The 19,970-nt window shown below is 61.5% G+C and carries 19 protein-coding genes; 8 read left to right on the top strand and 11 right to left on the bottom strand.

Translation table 11 applies throughout. The annotated features are described in order from the left end of the window. Positions 1–26 precede the first annotated feature (26 nt). Together QM649_RS03770 and acpS are read right to left on the bottom strand one after the other, a co-directional pair. Positions 27–1,103, bottom strand: coding sequence for an MlaD family protein (locus tag QM649_RS03770; protein WP_415197675.1), 1,077 nt, complete (start codon positions 1,101–1,103; stop codon positions 27–29). A 164-nt stretch (positions 1,104–1,267) separates the two neighbouring features. Then, positions 1,268–1,645: a holo-ACP synthase gene (gene acpS, locus QM649_RS03765; RefSeq protein ID WP_415197674.1), complete on the bottom strand. Its 378-nt coding sequence runs from the start codon at positions 1,643–1,645 to the stop codon at positions 1,268–1,270. Between the two features lie 139 nt (positions 1,646–1,784). Between acpS and QM649_RS03760 the strand changes: the two genes are divergently transcribed. Beyond that, entirely contained in the window at positions 1,785–2,165 is a 381-nt protein-coding gene (locus QM649_RS03760; protein WP_415197673.1) for a hypothetical protein, read from the top strand. Between the two features lie 2 nt (positions 2,166–2,167). On the opposite strand, the gene recG is transcribed toward QM649_RS03760, so the two are convergent. Then, positions 2,168–4,426, bottom strand: coding sequence for an ATP-dependent DNA helicase RecG (gene recG, locus QM649_RS03755; RefSeq protein WP_415197672.1), 2,259 nt, complete (start codon positions 4,424–4,426; stop codon positions 2,168–2,170). A gap of 92 nt (positions 4,427–4,518) precedes the next feature. On the opposite strand from recG, the gene QM649_RS03750 reads away from it, so the two are divergent. The 4 genes from QM649_RS03750 to QM649_RS03735 all read left to right on the top strand — a co-directional run bounded on the left by QM649_RS03750 (position 4,519) and on the right by QM649_RS03735 (position 8,129). Continuing rightward, positions 4,519–5,424 (top strand): ABC transporter ATP-binding protein, encoded by a 906-nt coding sequence (locus tag QM649_RS03750; RefSeq protein WP_415197671.1) that lies wholly within the window; start codon positions 4,519–4,521, stop codon positions 5,422–5,424. Then, complete coding sequence (locus tag QM649_RS03745; RefSeq protein ID WP_415197670.1) at positions 5,417–6,664, top strand: ABC transporter permease; 1,248 nt, start codon at positions 5,417–5,419, stop codon at positions 6,662–6,664. Before QM649_RS03750 ends, QM649_RS03745 begins: the two co-directional genes overlap by 8 nt. Before the next feature lie 9 nt (positions 6,665–6,673). Next, the gene (locus QM649_RS03740) at positions 6,674–7,348 is read left to right on the top strand and encodes a lysophospholipid acyltransferase family protein (RefSeq protein ID WP_415197669.1); all 675 of its coding nucleotides are present in this window, start codon (positions 6,674–6,676) and stop codon (positions 7,346–7,348) included. A gap of 127 nt (positions 7,349–7,475) precedes the next feature. Then, entirely contained in the window at positions 7,476–8,129 is a 654-nt protein-coding gene (locus QM649_RS03735; protein ID WP_415197668.1) for a hypothetical protein, read from the top strand. A 449-nt stretch (positions 8,130–8,578) separates the two neighbouring features. Here QM649_RS03735 and QM649_RS03730 read toward each other — a convergent pair whose 3' ends face one another. From QM649_RS03730 to QM649_RS03710, 5 genes are all read right to left on the bottom strand, one after another. Beyond that, the gene (locus QM649_RS03730; protein ID WP_415197667.1) at positions 8,579–10,981 is read right to left on the bottom strand and encodes a TonB-dependent receptor; all 2,403 of its coding nucleotides are present in this window, start codon (positions 10,979–10,981) and stop codon (positions 8,579–8,581) included. Between the two features lie 243 nt (positions 10,982–11,224). Continuing rightward, positions 11,225–11,833: a response regulator gene (locus QM649_RS03725; protein ID WP_415197666.1), complete on the bottom strand. Its 609-nt coding sequence runs from the start codon at positions 11,831–11,833 to the stop codon at positions 11,225–11,227. A gap of 4 nt (positions 11,834–11,837) precedes the next feature. Further along, complete coding sequence (locus tag QM649_RS03720) at positions 11,838–12,989, bottom strand: sensor histidine kinase (protein WP_415197665.1); 1,152 nt, start codon at positions 12,987–12,989, stop codon at positions 11,838–11,840. A 1-nt stretch (position 12,990) separates the two neighbouring features. Beyond that, positions 12,991–13,779, bottom strand: coding sequence for an ABC transporter permease (locus QM649_RS03715; RefSeq protein ID WP_415197664.1), 789 nt, complete (start codon positions 13,777–13,779; stop codon positions 12,991–12,993). Between the two features lie 39 nt (positions 13,780–13,818). Next, a complete protein-coding gene (locus QM649_RS03710) occupies positions 13,819–14,802 on the bottom strand; it encodes an ATP-binding cassette domain-containing protein (RefSeq protein ID WP_415197663.1) in 984 nt (327 codons plus the stop codon). Between the two features lie 256 nt (positions 14,803–15,058). On the opposite strand from QM649_RS03710, the gene QM649_RS03705 reads away from it, so the two are divergent. Then, a complete protein-coding gene (locus QM649_RS03705; protein WP_415197662.1) occupies positions 15,059–16,210 on the top strand; it encodes a hypothetical protein in 1,152 nt (383 codons plus the stop codon). 45 nt (positions 16,211–16,255) lie between these two features. Here the strand turns inward: QM649_RS03705 and QM649_RS03700 are convergent, their stop codons facing one another. After that, entirely contained in the window at positions 16,256–16,972 is a 717-nt protein-coding gene (locus QM649_RS03700) for an ROK family protein (protein WP_415197661.1), read from the bottom strand. Between the two features lie 80 nt (positions 16,973–17,052). Continuing rightward, on the bottom strand, positions 17,053–17,613 hold the full coding sequence (locus QM649_RS03695) for an anti-sigma factor (protein ID WP_415197660.1): 561 nt from the start codon (positions 17,611–17,613) through the stop codon (positions 17,053–17,055). 128 nt (positions 17,614–17,741) lie between these two features. Between QM649_RS03695 and QM649_RS03690 the strand changes: the two genes are divergently transcribed. Together QM649_RS03690 and QM649_RS03685 are read left to right on the top strand one after the other, a co-directional pair. Then, positions 17,742–18,515: a TlyA family RNA methyltransferase gene (locus QM649_RS03690; protein ID WP_415197659.1), complete on the top strand. Its 774-nt coding sequence runs from the start codon at positions 17,742–17,744 to the stop codon at positions 18,513–18,515. A gap of 42 nt (positions 18,516–18,557) precedes the next feature. Next, positions 18,558–19,415 carry an NAD(+)/NADH kinase gene (locus tag QM649_RS03685; RefSeq protein WP_415197658.1) on the top strand — a complete coding sequence of 286 codons (858 nt, stop codon included), beginning with the start codon at positions 18,558–18,560 and terminating at the stop codon, positions 19,413–19,415. On the opposite strand, the gene QM649_RS03680 is transcribed toward QM649_RS03685, so the two are convergent. Next, entirely contained in the window at positions 19,396–19,959 is a 564-nt protein-coding gene (locus QM649_RS03680) for a hypothetical protein (protein ID WP_415197657.1), read from the bottom strand. The genes QM649_RS03685 and QM649_RS03680 overlap by 20 nt on opposite strands. Positions 19,960–19,970: the final 11 nt, after the last annotated feature.

Genomic DNA, 19,970 nt, shown 5'->3' with positions numbered 1-19,970 from the left:
TGCTGCGGAAAGCCCTGGAGGCAGTCCTAGAAGACCTTGAAGTGGATAGTCAGATACTTCTTCGGGTTCTGGCGGATTGCCGTTACCAGGTTGCTGGTGTTCTGGATCATCTCGTCGCTGTGGTTGTAGAGCGACGGGTTCTTCACCAGCTGGCCCAGTGTGCCTTCGCCGTTATCCACGCTGGTCAGCAGCGAATTCAGCTTGGCGACCGTGTCGTTCAGCTGCGCGGCGAACTTCGGATCCTTCGCCATCATGCCGATGGCGCCCTGGCCGTTGTTGATACCCGCCAGAAGCTGGTTCAGGTGATCGGTCGACTGCTTCAGATTGTTATAGAGTGCGTCATCCTTCAGCAGCTTGCCGGCCGAGCCCTTGCCTTCGTCGAGCTCATCGGCGATGTGCTGCATCCGGCTCACCATCTCGTTGGCGTGGTTATAGAGGGTGTCGTCGGCCACGAGCTTGCCGATGGAGCCCTTGCCGTTCGAGATGCCGTCCACCAGCGCCTGCAGCTGGTTCACCGTCAGGACCGCCTTGTTGTAGAGCGTCGGGTCATTGATCAGCTGGCCGATGGAGCCTTTGCCGCTGTTGAGCGAGTCGACGAGATTATCGACCTTGGCGAGGATCGTATTCAGCTGTTCGATCGTGCCCTGGCTCGACTTGATGACGTCGTTCAGGCTCGGTGTCTCGGTGGTCTGCAGCTCGGCGTTGTTCTGCACCTGCGGACCCACAGCCGTCTTGCTGGCGATGTCGACGACGGTGTCGCCGAGCACGCCGACCGTCTCCAGGCTGGTCTTGGAGTCGGAGTGGACCGCGTCCAGGTACTGCTTGCTGATCCTCATCGTCACTTCCACCGGCGTGAGCTTGCGCTCCGGCACGATGCGGATGCTCTTCACGTTGCCGATGGTGACGCCTTCGAGGTTTACCGGTGCGCCCACCTTGAGGCCCGCCGAGTTCTCGAAATAAGAACGGATGGTCAGCTTCCCGTTCCAGAAGCCGCCGGTGCTGCCCGACATAAGAAAGATAAGTGCGGCGAGAACGGAGAGTGCAACGATCACCAGCACGCCGACCTTCAATTGTGACCACTGAACTTGCTGCTGGTTCGGCACAGGCCCCCTTGGGGAATAAGGCTTAAGACTGCAATCGCGCTATGGTCAGAGCATAGCAAACACAGGTGTATGTTCCCTATACCCGCCTGTTGGATGCAGGCCGGGAAAAAGCTGTTGCAGGAATCTGCATTCTCCTGCGTTCTGAACGACTTGAGACTCTACAACTAGTCTTCGAGATGCACCGTGGCGATGGAAACCGTCCGGCTATGGGTGAGGGACAGGGCGATATGCCGCACTCCGAGCCGTTCGGCGAATTCTGCGGCGCGGCCGCTGAAGTGCAATGTGGGCCGCTGTCCGGGCAGGCGGCGTACCTCGATTTCCTTCCAGCTCACGCCGTGCTGGATGCCCGTGCCCAGGGCCTTTGCCCCGGCTTCCTTCGCGGCAAAGCGTGCCGCATAGCTTTCGGCGGCATTTTTCTTGCGGGAGCAGTAAGCGATCTCGCCAGGCGTGAAAACCCGCTCCAGAAAGCGCTCACCATAGCGCTCCACGGACTGGGTGATGCGGTCGATTTCGATGATGTCGATTCCTGTGCCGAGCAGCATAGCTCGAAGCTACCGCAAACCGGTGGCGCTTGCCAGCCATTGGTTTCGTCCGCGAGGGGATACACGGTGGATTCTTTAGCACACGAAAGTACCATGCCTCCGCGTTAAGCGATGGCGGTTCCGTTCCGATCAGAAAAGCATGCGTGAAGGTTACGAATCGATACCCATGCTCAAGCTCACCGCCGCCAGCGGAGAAGATCCCGAGCGGCTGATCCGCTTTCTGAGCGGTGTTCTGCTGGCCTGCGGAGGCTGGGTGCTCTCCCGCGCCCTTCAGGGCAAAGACATGGCCGAGATCGACTTCGAATTCGTCCGCTCTACCTGCGTCGAGATCTACGCCGCCCTCGTCGCCACCGGCCTGGAGCTCAGCAGCGATTCGCACTATCAGCTGGCCGAGCTTTGCGCCTGCACGCAGCGCCTCATGGACGACAAGGCCTGGGAGATCGCCCGCATTGACCTGGTGATTTATGGGGACGCGGCAATCGGTTCGGCCCTCTCCGAGCTTTCGCTGCGAAATATGTAGCCTTATCCCACCTCGACCAGCCCGTAACGCCGTTGCCAGGGGCCACGCAGCTGTGTCCAGACCATCCGCTTGGCCTCGTCGCTCGTTTCGCCGTGCTTGTTTTCGACGAATCCCGCTGCCTCGCCCTTGGCCAGCTCCAGCAACCCGCGATCGCGGACGATATTCGCCACGCGGAAATCCGGCAGCCCGGCCTGCTTGGTACCGAAGACTTCGCCCGGTCCGCGCTGCTCGAGATCGATCTCCGCCAGTTCGAAGCCGTTCTGCGTGCGCACCATGGCCGCGATGCGCTCTTCGCCGCCCGGTGACACACGGCCGCTGGTCATCAGGATGCAGTACGACTTTGCCGCGCCGCGTCCCACGCGGCCGCGTAACTGGTGCAGCTGTGCGAGCCCGAAACGCTCGGCGTGCTCGATGACCATCACGCTTGCGTTCGGCACATCCACCCCGACTTCGATGACCGTGGTCGAGACGAGCACATCAATGTCACCACGCTGAAAGCGCCGCATGATGACATCCTTCTCGTCCGCATCCAGACGGCCGTGCAGCAGCCCCAGCTTTAGCCCGGAGAGGTGCGTCGTCCGCAGGCGCTCGTACATTTCGGTTGCCGATTTGAGCGTCGGCTTCTCGAAGAGCTCTTTGTCCTTGTCGGCCGCCTTGCCCTTTGCCTTTTTCTTGCCTTTGGCTGCTTTGCCCTTTTCGGGCTTGGCCGGCTCTTCGGGCTCCGGAGGCGCGAAATCCAGCTCCGGCTGGTCGTCTTTGGAACCCTCGATCACCGGGTAAACGATATAGGCCTGGTGGCCGCGCTCGATCTGTTGCCGCAGCAGCTTCCAAACCTCGTCCTCGCGCTCGTCCTGTACATGCTTGGTCACGATCGGCGTGCGCCCCGGGGGCAGCTCGTCCAGCACGCTTACGTCGAGGTCGCCATAAAGAGACAGCGCCAGCGTGCGCGGGATCGGCGTCGCCGTCATTACCAGCACATCCGGATCGGCGTCGCCCGGCTTTTTCATCATGCGGAAGCGCTGCAGCACGCCAAAGCGGTGCTGCTCATCGACGACGACCAGCCCTAGCTTTGCAAACTCCACCTTCTCTTCGATCAGCGCGTGCGTGCCGATGACCAGCTGGGCCGTGCCGTTATAGATCTGCCTCCGGGCCAGTTTCTTTCGATCTTCGTCGAGCGATCCGGTCAGCAGCGTCACCTTGTATTTGCGGCCGCTCTTTTCGAGCAGCTTGCGGATGCCGAGCGAATGCTGCGTCGCCAGGATTTCGGTCGGCGCCATCAGCGCGGCTTGGTAACCATTCTCGATGGCCACCAGCATGGCCTGCAGCGCCACGATCGTCTTGCCCGCGCCCACGTCGCCCTGCAGCAGGCGCCGCATCGGCGAGCTCTGGCGCATGTCGCCGACGATTTCGCCCAGCGCTCGCTTCTGCGCGCCGGTGGGGTGGAAGGGAAGCACCTGCCGCAGCGCCTCGCGCACGTTCTCGCCGGTTTCGAAGGTGACTCCCGCCCGCTCTTTCAGCTTTCGCCGCTTCAGCTCCAGGCCAAATTCGAGATAGAAGAGCTCTTCAAAGATCAGCCGCCGAAAGGCGGGTGTAGCGAAGGCCTGCAGGGCGGTCATCGGCGTGCCGACAGGGGGGAAGTGCGCCAGCCGCAGCGATTCTTCGCGGCTCGGCAGCCCCAGCCGCTCGACCATGGCAGGCGGCAAAGTTTCGGGGATGCGTCCGCGCAGCTCCTCAAGTAGGTTGTGCTGCACTCGCCGGATCCACCGCGAGCTGAAGCGCGAGCCACCGAGCGACTCGTAGACCGGCACGATGCGGCCCACTTCGAGCATATGGGCCCCGTCTTCGGGATTGTCGGGCAGCACCTCGATCTGCGGCTGGATCATCTTGAAGCCCTTGGTCGAGCGCGATCCCTCGACCTTGCCGTAGAGCGCCAGCATTTGCCCAGGCTTGAACCGCCCTTCGAGATAGGTGCCCCGGAACCACATGCACTTCAGCGTCTCGAGATTCTGGCCCACGGTCATCTCGAAGATGGGCATGTTGCGGGTCTTGAGCGTGGCGGTGCCGCGCACCTCGGCGATGACAGCGGCCATCTCGCCAGCCTTCAGATCGGAGAAGGCTCGGGGATGTGCCCGGTCCTCGTAGCGGAAGGGAAGATGGAAGAGCAGATCCTCGACAGTGACGATGCCTTTTTCGGCAAGCGTAGCGGCGATCTGCGGGCCGATGCCCCGGACAAACTGAATTGGAGTATCGAGCTGCACCACCTCCCGATCCTACCAGCCACTGCGCGTGGGGCGAATCGCCCTGCGCGAAGCAGTACGGTAGACTCGTTTCACACTCGAGGAGAAGCTACAGAATGTCCAATGTGGTGCACCTGGACCGCATCTCGAAGTCCTATGAGAGCAAGGTTGCGGTCAAAGATTTGAGCCTGCGCATCGATGCAGGCACGATGTTCGGCCTGCTCGGGCCGAATGGGGCCGGAAAGACCTCCAGCATTCGCATGATGATCGGCATCACCATGCCGGACACAGGCACGGTGAACCTCTTCGGCAAGCCATTCACCCGTGAAAGCCTGCGCCGGGTCGGCTACCTGCCCGAGGAACGCGGCCTCTATAAAAAAATGAAGGTGATGGACCAGTTGGTCTTCATGGGCCAGCTTCGTGGCCTCGATCCAGAGGTGGCGGGCCGCCGCGCCCACGAGTGGTGCGAACGCCTGCAGATTCTCGATGCCGCGCAGAAGAAGACCGAAGAGCTGTCAAAAGGTATGCAGCAGAAGATCCAGTTCATCTCGACGCTGCTGCACGATCCCGAGCTCATCATCATGGACGAGCCATTTTCCGGCCTCGATCCGGTGAACGCCACGCTGCTGCAGGACACCCTCATCGAGCTTAAGAAGTCGGGCAAGGCCATTCTCTTCTCAACCCATCGCATGGACCAGGTCGAGAAGATGTGCGATGCCATCTGCCTTGTGAACGGCGGCGAAGCGGTGCTGTCAGGCTCGATGCGCGAGGTCAAGTCCCGCTATGAGCGCGACCGGGTTGAAATTGCCTACTCGGGGGACAACAACTTCCTGCAGCATCCGGCGGTCGCGTCTTATAAGGACTACGGCGGGCAGGCCGAGATCGCTCTTGCTCCGCATGCCGATGCACAGCAGTTGCTGCGCGCCGCTGTGGAGCGGGCGACCATCTATCGTTTCGAGCTGATGGAGCCTTCGCTCGAGGAGATCTTCATTCGCACCGTGGGGGAGAAGGTTCGTGCGTGACACTCTGCTGATCGCAAAACGTGAATACCTCGAGCAGGTCCGGGGCAAAGCCTTCAAACTCTCCACCATTCTCATCCCTGTGATCTTTGCCGCGCTCATCGGCGTGGCGGCCTTTTCCACGAGGAACTCCGGTACCGGTAAGCGCCTGGCGATTGCGGATGCGGATTTCAACTTCGCCAGCCGGGTCGCCGGGCAGATCGCCAATGACCGCGATGCGCAGGCCACCGTAGAGGTGGTGTCTCCAATTACACCCGCGCATCACGCCGAACTGGTGCATATGGTGGACCAGAAGCAGATCGATGGCTTCCTGTGGATCGATCGTTCTTCGCCGAATCATGTGACGGCGAAGTATGAGTCGCGCTCCTCGGGGGATTTCATCACCGAGAGCCGTTTGCAGAGCGCCCTGAACCACGCGCTCGTCGCCGACCGTCTCATCGCTCGTGGTATCGCCGAGAAGGATGTGGATTCGCTCACGAAGTCCGTCGATATCGGCACCATGCAGGTGAAGAACGGCCAGGAGGTGGAGAGCAGCGCTGTGGGCAGCTTCTGGGTGGCCTATGCCATGTCTCTACTGCTCACCCTCAGCGTCATGATGTACGGGATGAACGTCGGGCGCTCCATCATCCAGGAGAAAACCTCCCGCATCTTCGAGGTCATGCTCTCGACCGTGAACCCGATGGATCTCCTGGTGGGCAAGCTCGTCGGCATCGGTGCTGTCGGATTTACGCAACTTGCCATATGGGGCGCGGCTGGAGCGCTTTTCGCTGGTACGGCCATGGCCCAGAGCCTGCTGTCCAGCAATGGCGTGTCCCTCAGTGTGTCTCCGGTCGAGATCGCGCTCTTCGGGGTCTACTTCGTGCTCGGTTACGCTCTTTACAGCACCCTGTTCGCCGGCATTGCCGCTACCTGTGACACGGAGCAGGACTTCCAGCAATTCGCGCCGCTTGCCGCTGTGCCGGTATGGCTGAGCTTCGGCATGATCAGTCTGATCCTGTCGAATCCTAACTCCATCTGGTCGGTTCTCATCTCGTTCTTTCCACTTTGCGCGCCCATCACCATGTTTCTCCGGCTGGCGTCCCAGTTCCCGCCGGCATGGCAGATCGCCGTATCGGTCGGACTCATGGTGCTCTCTGTTGCGGTCGTGATGTGGTTCACTTCGCGGATCTACCGCGTCGGCATCCTCATGTACGGCAAGCGCGCCACACTGCCGGAGATCCTCCGCTGGCTGCGCTATAGCTAGAATGAACTCGTGAGTTCGGAACGCCGCTTTTCCTTCGGTCAGCGCGTGGCCGTGGCCATGGTGCCGCGCCTGACCGCCCTGATTCTTACTCTCATCGGCCTCACCCTGCGCTTCGAGGTGATCGCCGAGGAGGGCGCTGTGCCTGCGACCCCTCCGGCGAAAGGCATTTTCTGCTTCTGGCATCGCTGCACGCTGCCCTGCGGATGGTACTTCCGCAAGTTCCGCTGTTCCATCCTGATCAGCCAGAGTTTCGATGGTGAGCTCATTACTCGCACGCTTGGCCTGCTCGGCTATAACGCAGTGCGCGGGTCCAGTTCACGCGGCGGCGCTTCGGGGCTGCTTGCGTTGCGCGCTGTTCTCGTCAAGGGCGATCCGGTTGTCTTCACGGCGGACGGCCCTCGTGGCCCCATCTACCAGACCAAGATCGGCCCGGTGAAGCTCGCGCAGATGACCGGAGAAGAGATGGGCTGCTTCTACCTGCTACCGCAGCGCGCCTGGATCATGCGCTCCTGGGACGAGTTCCTTATCCCGAAGCCTTTCTCCCGCGTTGCCGTCAGCTGGGCCCGTGCGGTTCCGGCTCCCGGAGCAGGCGATTCGCCGGAGATGCTCGAAGCGAAGCGACAGGAGTTAAACCATGCGCTCGAGCGCGCACGCGCCCGGGCTGAGGCGCACTTTTCGCGCTAGATATCTTCTGGAGAAGCAAAGAGCAGGCCCAGGCCAGCCATGCCAATCATTCACTCATCTCATTCGTAATTCGACACGGAGGATATAGATGGGCACAGGAAAAATGCAGGGAGTCCGTAGAGTCCTGGTGACTTCAATCGCAGTGGGGCTGCTCCAGTTGTTGAGCGCATGTGGCACCAGTTCCGGATCGTCGAGTTCGCTTCCCGTCGTTCATGCAAGCGGCAATGAGGAGACGATTGTCCTGATACGTCACGGTGAGATTGCGACCGGAGGGCTTGGGCAATTGAGTTGCAAAGGCTTCGACCGGTCTCTGCTTCTGCCTCAGGTCTTTGCGCGCAAGTTTGGAACGCCCGATGCGATCTTCGCTCCGAATCCATCGGTTCAGGTGCATGAAGGGCCGGCGAAGGCCGGCTATTCTTATGTGCGCCCGCTTGCAACAATCGAGCCGACAGCGATTCGACTGGGCCTGCCAGTCAATACGCAATACGGATATTCCGACGTGGCGGCGCTACAGACTGCGGTGACCAGTTCTGCTTACGCGAAGTCGACGGTCTTTATCGCCTGGGAGCATGGTTATGCGCATAGATTCGCAAAGAATCTTCTGACCGCATACGGGGTGGACCCCTCTGTCGTTCCCACCTGGGCTGAAAGTGATTTCGACATGATCTATGTGTTTCACATCGAGCCTCCTGCTGCCGGGGGCTCCGGCGCAGGCCAGCTTACTTTTGAGGTGGAGCACGAAGGATTGAACGAATCGCTGGAATCTGCCTGTGCGGACTAAGACCATGGCTCCAGGGGGATCTGGAGGCGGTCAATCCCATAATCGGATCGCCACAGTCAGCGTTGCTCGGCCTCATGGGTGGATACCAGAAAGCGCCTCTTGCATTCGTCGCAGCGAAAGGCCCGTAGCCAGAAGAGCAGGCGTTCGAACAGCGTTCTGTGCGTGCGATGCGTGGCGCGCCGGCGGCAGTGTGGACAGGTGGGCCGAGGAGGACTCGGAAGCGGATCATCGTTCACGGCGGCAGAGGCAAACATGTGCGTATTTCAGCACAAAAGACCCTCCAGTGATATCACTCTGTGGTAACAGAATGGCAAATGCTTATTCATCGAAGCTGTGGCGAAGTTACGACGTAATGGATCGATGGCGCTGTTGAAGATCTTGCATGTTGAGTAGCGGCAAAAAGAAAGGCGCCGCCCGAAGGCGACGCCGTACTTCTTCATGAATTCGTTTTAGAAACGCATGCTGAAAGTGCCGGTGTACGCGCGCGGTGCGCCCACCTGCAGCGTGTTGTTGCCGACCCCGGTCGGATCGGAAGCGATAAAACCATTGGTGCCGATGGTCGAGTAATACTTCGCGTTAGCCAGGTTGTAGATGTTGAACTGCAGCTTGAGCTGATCGAAGATGCCGACCTCGTCCTTGTGATACGAGGTGCCGAACTCGGCCAGGAAGCGTCCATCCACGCTGCTGTCATCGGTGTAGGTGTAATAGCGCTTGGACATGTAGTCCGAACCGATGTGCGCGTCGAAGCCCTTGTGACCGTAGCTCAGCGAGTTCTTCCACATGAACTCCGGCGCGTCGACCACAATCTTGCCACCGGTCGCGATCTCCGTGCCGTCCGAGGTGTAGTTGTCGTTGTAGGTGGAGCGGCTGAATGTCAGGCCGTTGTAGAGCACCCAGCCGTTGCCGAACTGCACCGAGGCCGCGCCATCGAGTCCGTTGGTCGTCACACCGCCCACATTCGAAAGCAGGGAGGCATCGCCGGCGATCGCTGCACCTTGCTGAATGGCCAGCAGGCGGTTGCTGAAGTTGACGTGGAAGTAGTTCGCCTGGATCGATGCGCGGTTGTCCGTGTAGCGATAACCCACTTCCTCGCTCCACGAGCTCTCCGGCTTGAGGTTGTCGGTCAGCGCGTTGAAGCCTGCCTGCGAGGTGCCCCACGGTGAGGTGCCGAAGCCCGGTCCGCCGGTCTGGAAGGCGCGTGTGTTCTTCGCCACATCGGCAAAAACTTCGCTCTTCTGGTTCAGCTTCCAATCCACACCGATCTGCGGCAGGAACGGATTGCCGGATTCGAGGCTGCCCTGGGCATAAGAGCTGGCGACTGTTGTCGGAGCCAGGTCGAGACCGGTGTTGAAGGCCTTCAGGTTGCCGGTCTGGTTTGTTTCCTCGGCCTTGAAGCCCGCTTCAATCGTTACGTTCGAGGTGACTTTGTACTTGTCCTGCAGGTGCAGCATGTAGAGCGTGCTGGGAAAGTCGTAGGCCCACTGCGTGTAGAACGGGTTGGTGGGGAAGTCGTAGAGCGAGTGAATGGGGCTTGCCAGCGACGTGTTGTAAAAGCGCCGTGCGAGTGTGAAATCTTCCTTCTCGAACCACGCGCCGCCTTCGAGCGTGTTCTTGCCTGTTTCCAGGCTGACCGAGGTGAGGAACCCGCCGCGTTCGATGCCGTACTCGGAGGTGCGCAGTGAAATCGGCGAGACCGCTTCATAGTTGGAGTTGTAGGTCGGCAGGTAGGGCGTGAACCAGAGACCGTCGCCGTCATTGCCGTGGCCGTAGGCCGTGGTCTTCCAGAAAAGGTGGCTGCCGAGAGTGGTCTTGTAGCTCACGTAGGCCAGCCGGTCCCGGCGTAGTCCGGAGGCTCCGAAGTAGGCTGCATCTTCCGGGTCCTGGGCCGAGGTCAGCTTGCTCACCGGGTTGGGATAGGGGACTGTGCCGCCAGACTGATAAGCCTCGGCCGCTTGCAGCGCCTGGCCCCAGTTGCCGAAGTTATCCCAGTTGTAGCCGAGTGTCTTGACCCAGATCTTGTCGAGATCCTGGTAGTCGACTTCCTGACGATTCGAAATATCGGCATAAGCAGTGAAGGTGCCGCTGCCGCCGACCGGCTGTACATATTTGAAGTTGAACTGCTCGTAGCGCTGGTTGCGCTGGCCCGCGCTCTTCCACTTATCTGCGCGCTGCCACACACCTGCAAGGTAGAGCTTGCCGCCGCCGGGAAGCACGCCGCTGTCCAGCCGGCCGAAGCTGCGGATGCCGTCGAAGCTGCCGAAAGACTGCCGTGCATCGAAATGGAATTTATCGAGCGGATCGGAAGAGAAGAACTGCACAGCGCCACCAAGGTTGCTGGTCGAAGCCACTTCGAGCGCGCCGGTGCCCTGTGACAGTGTGACGTGGCCCATGTCTTCGTCGATGATCGCGCGGCTGATGTGGAGGCCGTTCAGGTTGCCATAGGACATGTCGCCGAGCGGCACGTCGTCGAGCGTGAAGCCCAGCTGGTTCTGGTTGAAGCCGCGCACCGAGATACGCAGAGCCCATTCATAAGCGCCATAAGGGTCCGCCGTCGTGACCTCCACGCTGGGCAGCTTGCCCAATACGGCAATGGAGCTGGTTCCGGGAGCCACCTGCAGCAGGGCGGTTCTGTCCACGGATTGCACGTCGCGGGTCTCGCCCGGCGCGGTCACGGTGACGGTCTCAGAGGTCGAGAGCTTCTGGTCCTGTGCGTTGTTGTCAGCATTCTGGGACGTGCTCTGCGATGCGTTCTGGGGAGTGGATGCAGGCGTGGAGCCGGCATCCTGCTGAGCCATTGCAGGCGCTGACACGAGAGCCGCGGCCAGCAGGAGCGGCCATTTGTTTGCGTTCAAAATTTCCTCCGGAAAACTTTCACGGGTCCGGTTCCTCTCCTTACAAAAAAGCGCGGCAACCGTGGTTGCTGCGCTCTGAGCAAGGGTCGCGCCTATGCATACTTGGTCTTTATGCGCGACAAACCGTACCAACTGGAGGAACATTAGGCGGGAGATTTGTCCCGCAGTTGAAATGAGGATGAATATCTGTTGAACGGGGAAACTATTTCGAGGGGCAGCGCTTCATTGCTCTCGCTTCGCGTACTAGAGCCAGCCCTTGGAGCGTGCGATCCGCGCGGCGTCCACCCGGTTTGCCGCTCCCAGTTTGCTGATGGCCTCGGAGAGGTAATTCCGCACCGTGCCCTCGGAGAGATGCAGCTCGGCGGCAATCTCCGCGCTCGATTTGCCTTCGCCCGCGCGCCACAAAATCTGCCGCTCGCGCTCGGTCAGCGGATCGGGGCCGCTGTCCCACGCTTCCGCGGCGAGATCCGGATCGATTACCCGTAATCCGCGATGCACGCGCCGCACCGCCTCGGCCAGCTCCGCTGCGGGACGGTCCTTCAGCAGATAGCCGCGTGCGCCAGCGTCAAGAGCGCGCCGCAGATAACCGGGCCGTGCGAAGGTGGTCAGGATGATCACCTTCGTCTGCGGATAGCGCTCATGCACCTCGCCGGCCAGCGTGAGCCCGGTCATCTCGGGCATTTCGATATCTGTGACCAGGACATCCGGCTTCTGCTGCGCGATCGTCGTCAGCGCCTCGCGGCCGTTCGCGGCGCGCCCGCAGACTGAAATGTCATGTTCTGTTTCCAGCAGCGCGGCCAGTGCGCCAAGGACCATCGCCTGGTCTTCCGCAATCGTTACTCGAATCGGCATTTTTTTATACAGAGCTCCATGCAGGTTGGTTCGGCGCCGAGGCAGCCGGGATACGGATGGTCAGCCGTGTTCCGCGCCGGTTCGCCGCGTCGCCGGTGGCAAACTGGCCGCCCAGCGCTTCGATGCGCTGCCGCATGCCGCGCACGCCGTTACCTTCTTCTTGCAGTCCGCCGCGGCCATCGTCTTCCACCGTCAGCACAGTCCCTTCGCTGCTCGTCTCAAAGTGCAGCAGGCAGCGGCTCGCCTGTGCGTGCCGCACGATATTCGTCACCGCTTCGCGCAGCACCAGCGAGAGCACGCTCTCTTCGCTGGCCGAAAGCTGCAACGGCTGCGGGTCGCACACCAGGGTTACTCCCGCTGCATCGAGCACGCTCTGCGCCCGTTGCAGCTCTGCCGAAAGACCTTCGGCGCGATATCCGCGGATCGCTTCCCGCACCTCGGTCAGGGCCTTGCGCGCGGTCTGCTCCACATCGCCGATCTCAGCGGCCGCGCGCGCCCGGTCCTGTTCGCCATCGCGCTGGATGAGTCGCCCTGCGAGCTCGGCCTTGAGCACGATCACGGACAGCGTGTGTCCCAGCACGTCGTGCAGGTCACGCGCGATGCGTTCGCGCTCGGCCACCTTGGCCAGTTGCTCGATCTCCTCGTGCGCCATCTGCAGCTTCCGGTTCGCGCGCACGCGCAGAGCCATGAAGCAGTTGCTGCCGCCGATAATCAATGTGAGGCAGGTGCCGAAGCCCCATATCCACGGGCTCGGCTGAACCAGCAGGCCTTCGACAAAGATCGTCATCGCCATGATTCCGACCGTGACAATGCCTACGGCCAGCGATTCCGAGACGAACGGAGCGAACGAGGCAACGTACAGGAACAGCCCATATCCCGCCGAGTTATAGCGGAAGTAGTAGATGCCGAGAGCCACCATGCCCAGCATGCTCAGGTACACGTAGAGCCGTCGCCGAAAGAAGACCAGCCCCACGTACAACGCGCAGAAGATCGCGTATACCACGCCGAACTGCAGCCAATATGCTCGGCTGTGGCGTGAGATAGGCTCGATAAAGAAGAAGACCGAGTAGACGAGCCATACGATGTCCCACCAGTCGGGCGCCGCTGTCCTCTCGCGGGTGACATTGCGGTGCAGACTGTCGAGAAAGCTTGCCATGTTAAGCCCTAGCCTCGCGGCGGGAGAAGACCAGCCATGCGGCTCCCAGCATGAGGCAAGTAAAGCCTATCAGAGCCTCCCAATGGCCGATCAGCGAGATGCCCGGCTTCGCCATGCCGAAGATATGCAGTGCGATCTGCCCGAAGTGGTAAGCCGGCAGCATCGGCGCCAGGTGCTGCATCCATTTCGGCAGCACGTCGAGAGGCATCCACAGGCCCGAGGCGAAGGACATCGGCAGGTAAACCAGGTTGATCATGCCGGGGCCGGAAGTCGGCGGCACCAGCAGGGAAATCAACAGGCCCATGGCGGCGAAGGGAACCGCACCCGCAATGGTGATGCCGATCAGTTTTGCGAACTCCAGCAGCGACACATGCGCGCCCGCCAGCGTAATGCCGATCAGCGTGAGCAGGCAGGTCACCACCACGGCGAAGATCGCGGCCGAGACAGTCTTCGCGAAGAGATAGGCGAAGCGCGGCATCGGGCTTGCGAGTTTCAGGTCGAGCCAGCCCTGCGCACGCTCCATGGCGATGCCCGCGCCGAGACCAAAGAGCGCCGTGCCGACCATGCCGAAGCAGCTGTAGCTCGCCAGCAGATAACGGGCATACGGGCTGTGGCTGTTGAGCGTGCCGAAAAGCAGGTAGAACATCACCGGGAAGCCGACCACCGAAAGCGAATAGGCGCGCAACCGCAGCATGCGCAGGAATTCGTAATGGGTTTCGTTACGGAAGAGGTTGACATAGTAGCCGAGGCTCAGCCCGGCGCGGGAAGTGGGAATGGCAGCGGTGGCCATAGGAATCTCCTTGAGGTAGAGGCTGCGTTTATGCGCGAATCAATGCGCGTTGCCGGAATCGGTCAGCGCCAAGAAGGCGTCTTCCAGGCTGTGCGAAGAGACTTCGAGGCCGCGCACCGTGGCGTCGAGGCGGAAGATCTCCCGCAGCGCCAGCTCTGCTTCGCCTGCCGTGATGACCACGGCTTCGCGATCCTGCTCGACGCTCAGCACAGTCGGCAACGCGAGCAGTTCTTCGTGCGAAAGCTCCGTGACGCAGCGGATACGCCGGCCCGAGACGCGATGGCGGATCTCCGCGGGTGTGCCCTCGGCCTGAATACGGCCTTTGTCGATGACCACGATGCGGCTGGCCAGCGTATCCGCCTCTTCGAGGTAATGCGTGGTCAGTAAGACAGTGCGCCCCGCCGCGGCCTGCCTCCGCACCTGCTCCCAGAGAGCCCGGCGCGAGGCAATGTCCATCCCTACGGTCGGCTCGTCGAGAATCAGCAGCTCAGGATTCCCGGCCAGCGCCAGTGCGAAAAGCACCCGCTGCTTCTGGCCTCCGGAGAGTGAGCCGAAGAGCCGGTCTTCGATGCCCTCAAGCCCGGCTGCCTGCACCAGCTCTGCCGCCGAGAGGGGATCGGGATAATAGCTGCGGAAAAGCGCGATGTGCTCGCGGACCTTCAGTGTCTCGGGCATGCGAGCCACCTGCAGCATCGCGCCAATATGCGTGCGCGTCGCGGCGTGGCGTGGATCGCTTCCCATCACTCGCACGCTACCGTTATTCGGAGAGAGCAAGCCCAGCAATAGCCGCGCCGTCGTCGTTTTGCCTGCGCCGTTTGGGCCGAGCAGCGCCACCACCTCACCCGGATAGAGCTCCAGGTTCAGTGCGTCCAGCGCCAGCGTCTGTCCATAGCGCTTGGTCACCGCGTGCAGCCGGGCACATGGCTCAGTCGCTGCAGGAATGGAGTGCATACGCGCGGGCTTCGGCTGGCCGTAATTGACGACGGGCTGCGCAAAGCCGGAGACAAAGGGAGTAGCGGACATAGAGGGCTCCTGTTGGAGAATCGGACTGCTGGGGGCTTGAAGGTGCTTCACGCGGGTTCTGCCAACATCACGTCTCCAGCATCGCGTCCCCGCGCATCTTGTCCCAGTGGGCTTCGTCACGCACGGCGAATGACAATCGTCATCCCCCGATTTCGCCATGTAACCAGCCCAGGTCAGGGACTGCGTTCTCTCCGGCCCAGCCCCTATACTGGGCACTGTGTTTCGAACGCCGTCAGTCCGGGCCCTTGCCGCTGCTTTGATCCTGATCTTTGCAGCGTTAACGTCCGTTTCTCAGGCGGAAAAGCCAGCCAGGTCCACGCCCGGCAAGCCCCTGGTCATTTACCTTCAGCCCTTCGGCATCCCGCGCGGACTCTTTGGCCGCGGCGGTCCTTTCGTCTGCTTTCATCAGCACAAGGTGGGCACGCGCCTCTTCTGGCTGGACAAAACGCATCTCTTCGCAGCCTTCACCATCAATGCCCCCTGCACCGTGCGCAACACCAGTGAGGCGGCTACGCTTCGCGGCCTCGTCTTCGACACCACCACTGGCGTCAGGATCGCGCAGCATGACTGGACCATCGATCAGGTGAGCGGCGAGGGGGGCGGTGGGGATTTCAATATCTTCCCGGGTCCTGGTGCCTCGGTGGTCGTGAAGCAGGGCGCGCGCCTCGATTTTTTCAACGATCATCTGAATGTGACGGAGTCCGGCGAGCTCGACACCGTGCCGCGTGGCATCTGGTCGACGCCCAGGCATCGCACCATTCCGCTGCTTACCGCCGATGGCCGTGTCTACGAGTTCTATTCCGCCGATCCTCTGCGCCTGAGCGACCGCATCTCACTCGACTCTTCCGACGACGTGCGTGCGGTGAAGAGCTGGACCGCCGGGGATGAGCGCATTGCAGGCAGTCTGTGCGCCGACAAATCGCCTTTTTCCTGCACCCACATTCTCGTCGAAACACCCGACTCCAGGTTCCTCGATCCGGACGGCGCTCCGTGGTCCTACACCGAAACCGGGAAGCCGGTCGCGCTTGAACCCCTGGGTTTCCTGGATGCAGGACACCTCGTCATTACCAGGGAAGAGAAGAACTTTTCGCATGACACGCAGATGCTGATCGTCACGCCGACCGGCGCGCGCATCCAGCTTCCGTCGATCGATAATTTCTCTCCGCGCCGTCTCGCTGGAATCTCAGGTGATCGCTTCGGCATCGAGATGTATGCCGTGGGCTCCTGCGATGACTGCATCGTGGCCAATGAGTTCGCCGTCGCCGAGCCGGACACCCGTAAGTTTCTCTTCGAGAAGCGGGGCACGCCCTATATGTCCGCGGGAGAGCTGTCGCCGGATGGGAAGTGGATGGCTATCCTCGACAACGACATGATCCTCTTCTATCCCATGCCACCTATGCCGCAATAAAACGGCCCGTCGAGTGACGGGCCGCTGGTTTTTCTGTACGTGGATTTACTGGTAGCGCCACAACGCCACGCCACCGTAGAGACCGTCCTCATTCGAGACGACGGTTACGTTGGTCGGCAGCGTAAAGTTGATCTCCTTCGCGTTGCCTCCGCCGATGTAGAGGTGATCCCAATTGAATGTCTTCTGGGTCTGATCGAGGGCTTTTTCAAGGAGCTTGTTCCAACGCTTTTTGCCGAGCTTCTTCAGGCCCTTTTTGCCCAGGTAATCTTCGTAAGTCTTTTTTCCCCATGGATGATGTCCGAGTTCGAGACCGGGGCATAGATGACCATTCGTGAAGAGCGCCGATCCCATGCCGGTGCCGAGTGTGATCGCCATCTCCACGCCCTTGCCGCTGATCGCGCCATAGCCTTGTACCGCTGCGTCGTTCGCCACATGGATGGGCCGGCGCCAGCGTTCATGCAGTGTCGCCTGCAGGGGAAAACCGACCCAGGAGGGATCGAGATTTGCCGCGGTCAGCGTCTTGCCATGCTTGATGACGCCGGGGAAGCCAACCGACACGCGATCGAAGGCCGTGAGCTGCTTCTTCAGCTTTTCGAGCCCGGCCAGCATCTTCTTCGGAGTCGCCGGCTCGGGGGTCGGGATGCGCAGCCGCTCGGAGAGCGGGTTCCCGCGCGCATCGAGAAGCATGACTTTCATGCCGGTGCCGCCGATGTCGACGGCCAGCGTAATGGGGTGCGGAAAATGCGAATTCGACTTGGCCATGTTGCTCCCAAAAGAAATATCGCGCCGTCACCGGCGCTTATTGAGGCGGCTCACCGTATGAGTGAGCCGGAATTACAGAGTCAGTAGCCGGACATCACGATCGGCAGTGTCGGCGTCGCGGAGCCCTGCGCATCCTCTATTGTGACGCTGAAGCCCTTGGCTTCGATTCCTGAAGTTACGTTCGGCAAAATCACCGAAGCATTGCCCGCCGCATCCGGACGGAAGAGCCCTGCCGCCAACGGAGGCTTGCCACCTTCGGGAATCAGCCAGAGTTCGTAGGTCTTATCGGCTTTCAGAGGATGCAGATTATTGGCCATGAACACCAGCGCGCCCTTGGCAGTGAGATACGTCGCATGGCCGGTGGGCTGCGTCGTTTGCCGCATCTCGGACAGCGTGACGTGCCTGGCGCCGGGTGAGGTCAGCGCGTCGGTCAGCAGTTGTGCGTGATCCGCCTGCGCCGTGAGCCGGTTGAGGTCCGCGCGATCGGCGATGAGCGTCTGCTGCAGCTGCACATTGTGATTGCCGAGCCATGCCGCTACGCCCACGGCCACCACTGCCGTCACCCAGCCCAGCCAGCCAAAACCTATCCCGTGTTGGGGAGCAGGAGAGTTGTTTATCGATTTTTCCGGATTTTCAGGCATCGACCGCTTTCGTACCGTTTCGCTTGATCGGTTACGAGCCCCTCGTCCGGGATCGGTCGGGGAGCCGCCTTCTTTGCAGCCCACGCCCGAATCAACCAGAATGGAAAGAGGTAGGCAGCGATCATACGATGAAGTCAAGGCTGGATAAGTTGCTTGTGGAGCGCGGTTTAACGCCGACCCGGGAGCGCGCGCAGGCGCTCATTCTGGCGGGCCGCGTACTGGTGGATGAACAGAAGGTAGAGAAGCCCGGAACCTCGGTCGCGGCTGATGCCGCGCTGCGCCTGCTCGGAGACGATCTCCGCTACGTGAGCCGCGGCGGTCTCAAGCTCGAGGGCGCCATTGCGCATTGGGGCATCGATCTCAACGGCCGCTTCGGCCTCGACATCGGAGCCTCCACCGGTGGCTTTACCGACTGCATGCTGCAGCACGGAGCATCGCGCGTCCTGGCCGTGGACACGGGCTATGGTCAGATCGCGGAAAAATTTCGTTCCGACCCGCGCGTCTCCCTGATGGAGCGCACCAACGCCCGCAAACTGACTCCCGGGGAACTGCCTGAAGGCATCGGTTTCCTCTCGATGGACGTGTCGTTCATCTCCGCGACGCTGGTGCTTCCCGCTGTGGTGGCTGCGGCGGTTCGCCCGGGTGGTGTGGGACTGGAGGCGGTGATTCTCGTCAAGCCGCAGTTCGAATCCGGCCGCGAGCATGTCGGCAAGGGCGGTATCGTGCGCGATCCCGCTGCGCACCAGCTTGCCATCGATCGCGTCCGGAACTGCGTCGAGGAACTGGGCGGCCGGCAAATCGAGGTGATCGATTCGCCGATCCATGGCGCGGAGGGAAACCGAGAGTTCCTTCTGCACGCGATTGGGCTCGGTGCGGGAAATCCTGTTCCGCCAGTGAAATAAGCATAAGAGACCGGGCCCCTGCGTTCGTTACACTGGAGAGGCATGTCCGTCGTTGCCATCATCTCGAAACCGCAGAAGCCCGAGCTGCAGACCCTGCTCCCTGAGCTGGTGCTCTGGCTGCGGGCCCGCCAGTATGACCCCGTTCTCGATCCCGTGAGCGGCAACTACACCCAGTCGGCGCGGATCGTCCCCCGTCACCTGCTGCCGGAGGAAGATCCGCAGCTGGTGATCGTCCTGGGCGGCGACGGCACTCTTCTTTCGGCGGCCCGCGTCTTCGCCAAGACGGGCACCCCGATCCTCAGCGTGAACCTCGGCTCGCTCGGCTTCCTCACCGAGGTCCGGCTCGCCGACCTTTACAGCACGCTCGAGGGTTGGTGCACGAAGTGCTTTACGACGGATACCCGCTGGATGCTCCACAGCGAGCTCTGGCGTGACGGCAAGCTTTACGCGCAGCATGAGGCGCTCAACGACGTTGTCGTCGCCAAGGGCACCATCGCCCGCATGGGCGACTTCCGCGTCACCTTCAACTCCGAGCTGGCTGCCGCCTTCCGTGCCGATGGTGTCATCGTCTCGACCCCAACGGGCTCCACGGCTTACTCGCTTGCCGCGAACGGCCCCATCCTGATGCCGAATGTGGATGCGATGATCGTCACCCCGATCTGTCCGCACCTGCTGACTATCCGCCCCATGGTCGTTCCCGGCGATGCGCGTCTCACCCTGCAGATTGTAGGCATTCCCGACCAGACGTATCTCACCGTCGATGGCCAGGAAGCAGTGCTGCTCAAAGTGGGCGATGAGCTCCATTGCAGCCGCTCGCAGTACAACGTGAAGCTGGTTCGCCTGGGGTCTGCCGGATTCTTTGACGTGCTTCGCGCCAAGCTCAAATGGGGCGAGCGCTAAGCTCGCTCTTCACCCGCCAAAGGGCAAAGCACAGTAGTGGCAACGGCACTCCATACGTCCAGAAGGCAGAGATGTGGTGCGAGGTTGCTCCATAGCCGGTGAGTCCGGACCGGCCATAGAACTGCGTGAAGACCAGCACCGCTACGATCGCCAGCACGACAGGCGCAGCGAGTATCCTCTGTCCGAATGCCACTGCCGCCCGCGGCAAAATCCGCGCGAAGTAATGCCCGCTGGCGACCAGGAACGGCGCGCCCAGCACGATGGCGATCCACCGGGGCGAGCAGTTTAGCCCGCGCTCCGCTGTCGCCATGTCGGCATGCGTGGCAAAGGTGCGGTTCGGCACGTAGGAGATGAAGTTCCCCACGCACATTAGGCAGAGCAGCAGCCAGAAAAGCCCTGCGATGGATTGATTTCGCGCCTCAGCCCGCCGCAGCCCCAGCCTCGTAACGAGGTACAGTCCGCCATTGCCGAAGAGCACCCCAGCGATGGCGATGAGCGCTGCCAGCCAGCCTTTGCCTGCTGCAAAGATCGGATCGTAGTCCACGTTCTCATCGA

Source organism: Silvibacterium sp. (assembly GCF_047605705.1).
Taxonomy (GTDB): domain Bacteria; phylum Acidobacteriota; class Terriglobia; order Terriglobales; family Acidobacteriaceae; genus Silvibacterium.
Note: the sequence above shows the minus strand (reverse complement) of the source record. Positions and strands in the feature narration are given on the sequence as shown.

Excerpts from the sequence above, each read along its gene's own strand:
- acpS (WP_415197674.1), bottom strand. The coding sequence starts at position 1,645 with ATGCTGCTCGGCACAGGAATCGACATCATCGAAATCGACCGCATCACC.
- QM649_RS03760 (WP_415197673.1), top strand. The coding sequence starts at position 1,785 with ATGCGTGAAGGTTACGAATCGATACCCATGCTCAAGCTCACCGCCGCC.
- QM649_RS03750 (WP_415197671.1), top strand. The coding sequence starts at position 4,519 with ATGTCCAATGTGGTGCACCTGGACCGCATCTCGAAGTCCTATGAGAGC.
- QM649_RS03725 (WP_415197666.1), bottom strand. The coding sequence starts at position 11,833 with ATGCCGATTCGAGTAACGATTGCGGAAGACCAGGCGATGGTCCTTGGC.
- QM649_RS03720 (WP_415197665.1), bottom strand. The coding sequence starts at position 12,989 with ATGGCAAGCTTTCTCGACAGTCTGCACCGCAATGTCACCCGCGAGAGG.
- QM649_RS03715 (WP_415197664.1), bottom strand. The coding sequence starts at position 13,779 with ATGGCCACCGCTGCCATTCCCACTTCCCGCGCCGGGCTGAGCCTCGGC.
- QM649_RS03710 (WP_415197663.1), bottom strand. The coding sequence starts at position 14,802 with ATGTCCGCTACTCCCTTTGTCTCCGGCTTTGCGCAGCCCGTCGTCAAT.
- QM649_RS03700 (WP_415197661.1), bottom strand. The coding sequence starts at position 16,972 with ATGGCCAAGTCGAATTCGCATTTTCCGCACCCCATTACGCTGGCCGTC.
- QM649_RS03695 (WP_415197660.1), bottom strand. The coding sequence starts at position 17,613 with ATGCCTGAAAATCCGGAAAAATCGATAAACAACTCTCCTGCTCCCCAA.
- QM649_RS03690 (WP_415197659.1), top strand. The coding sequence starts at position 17,742 with ATGAAGTCAAGGCTGGATAAGTTGCTTGTGGAGCGCGGTTTAACGCCG.
- QM649_RS03685 (WP_415197658.1), top strand. The coding sequence starts at position 18,558 with ATGTCCGTCGTTGCCATCATCTCGAAACCGCAGAAGCCCGAGCTGCAG.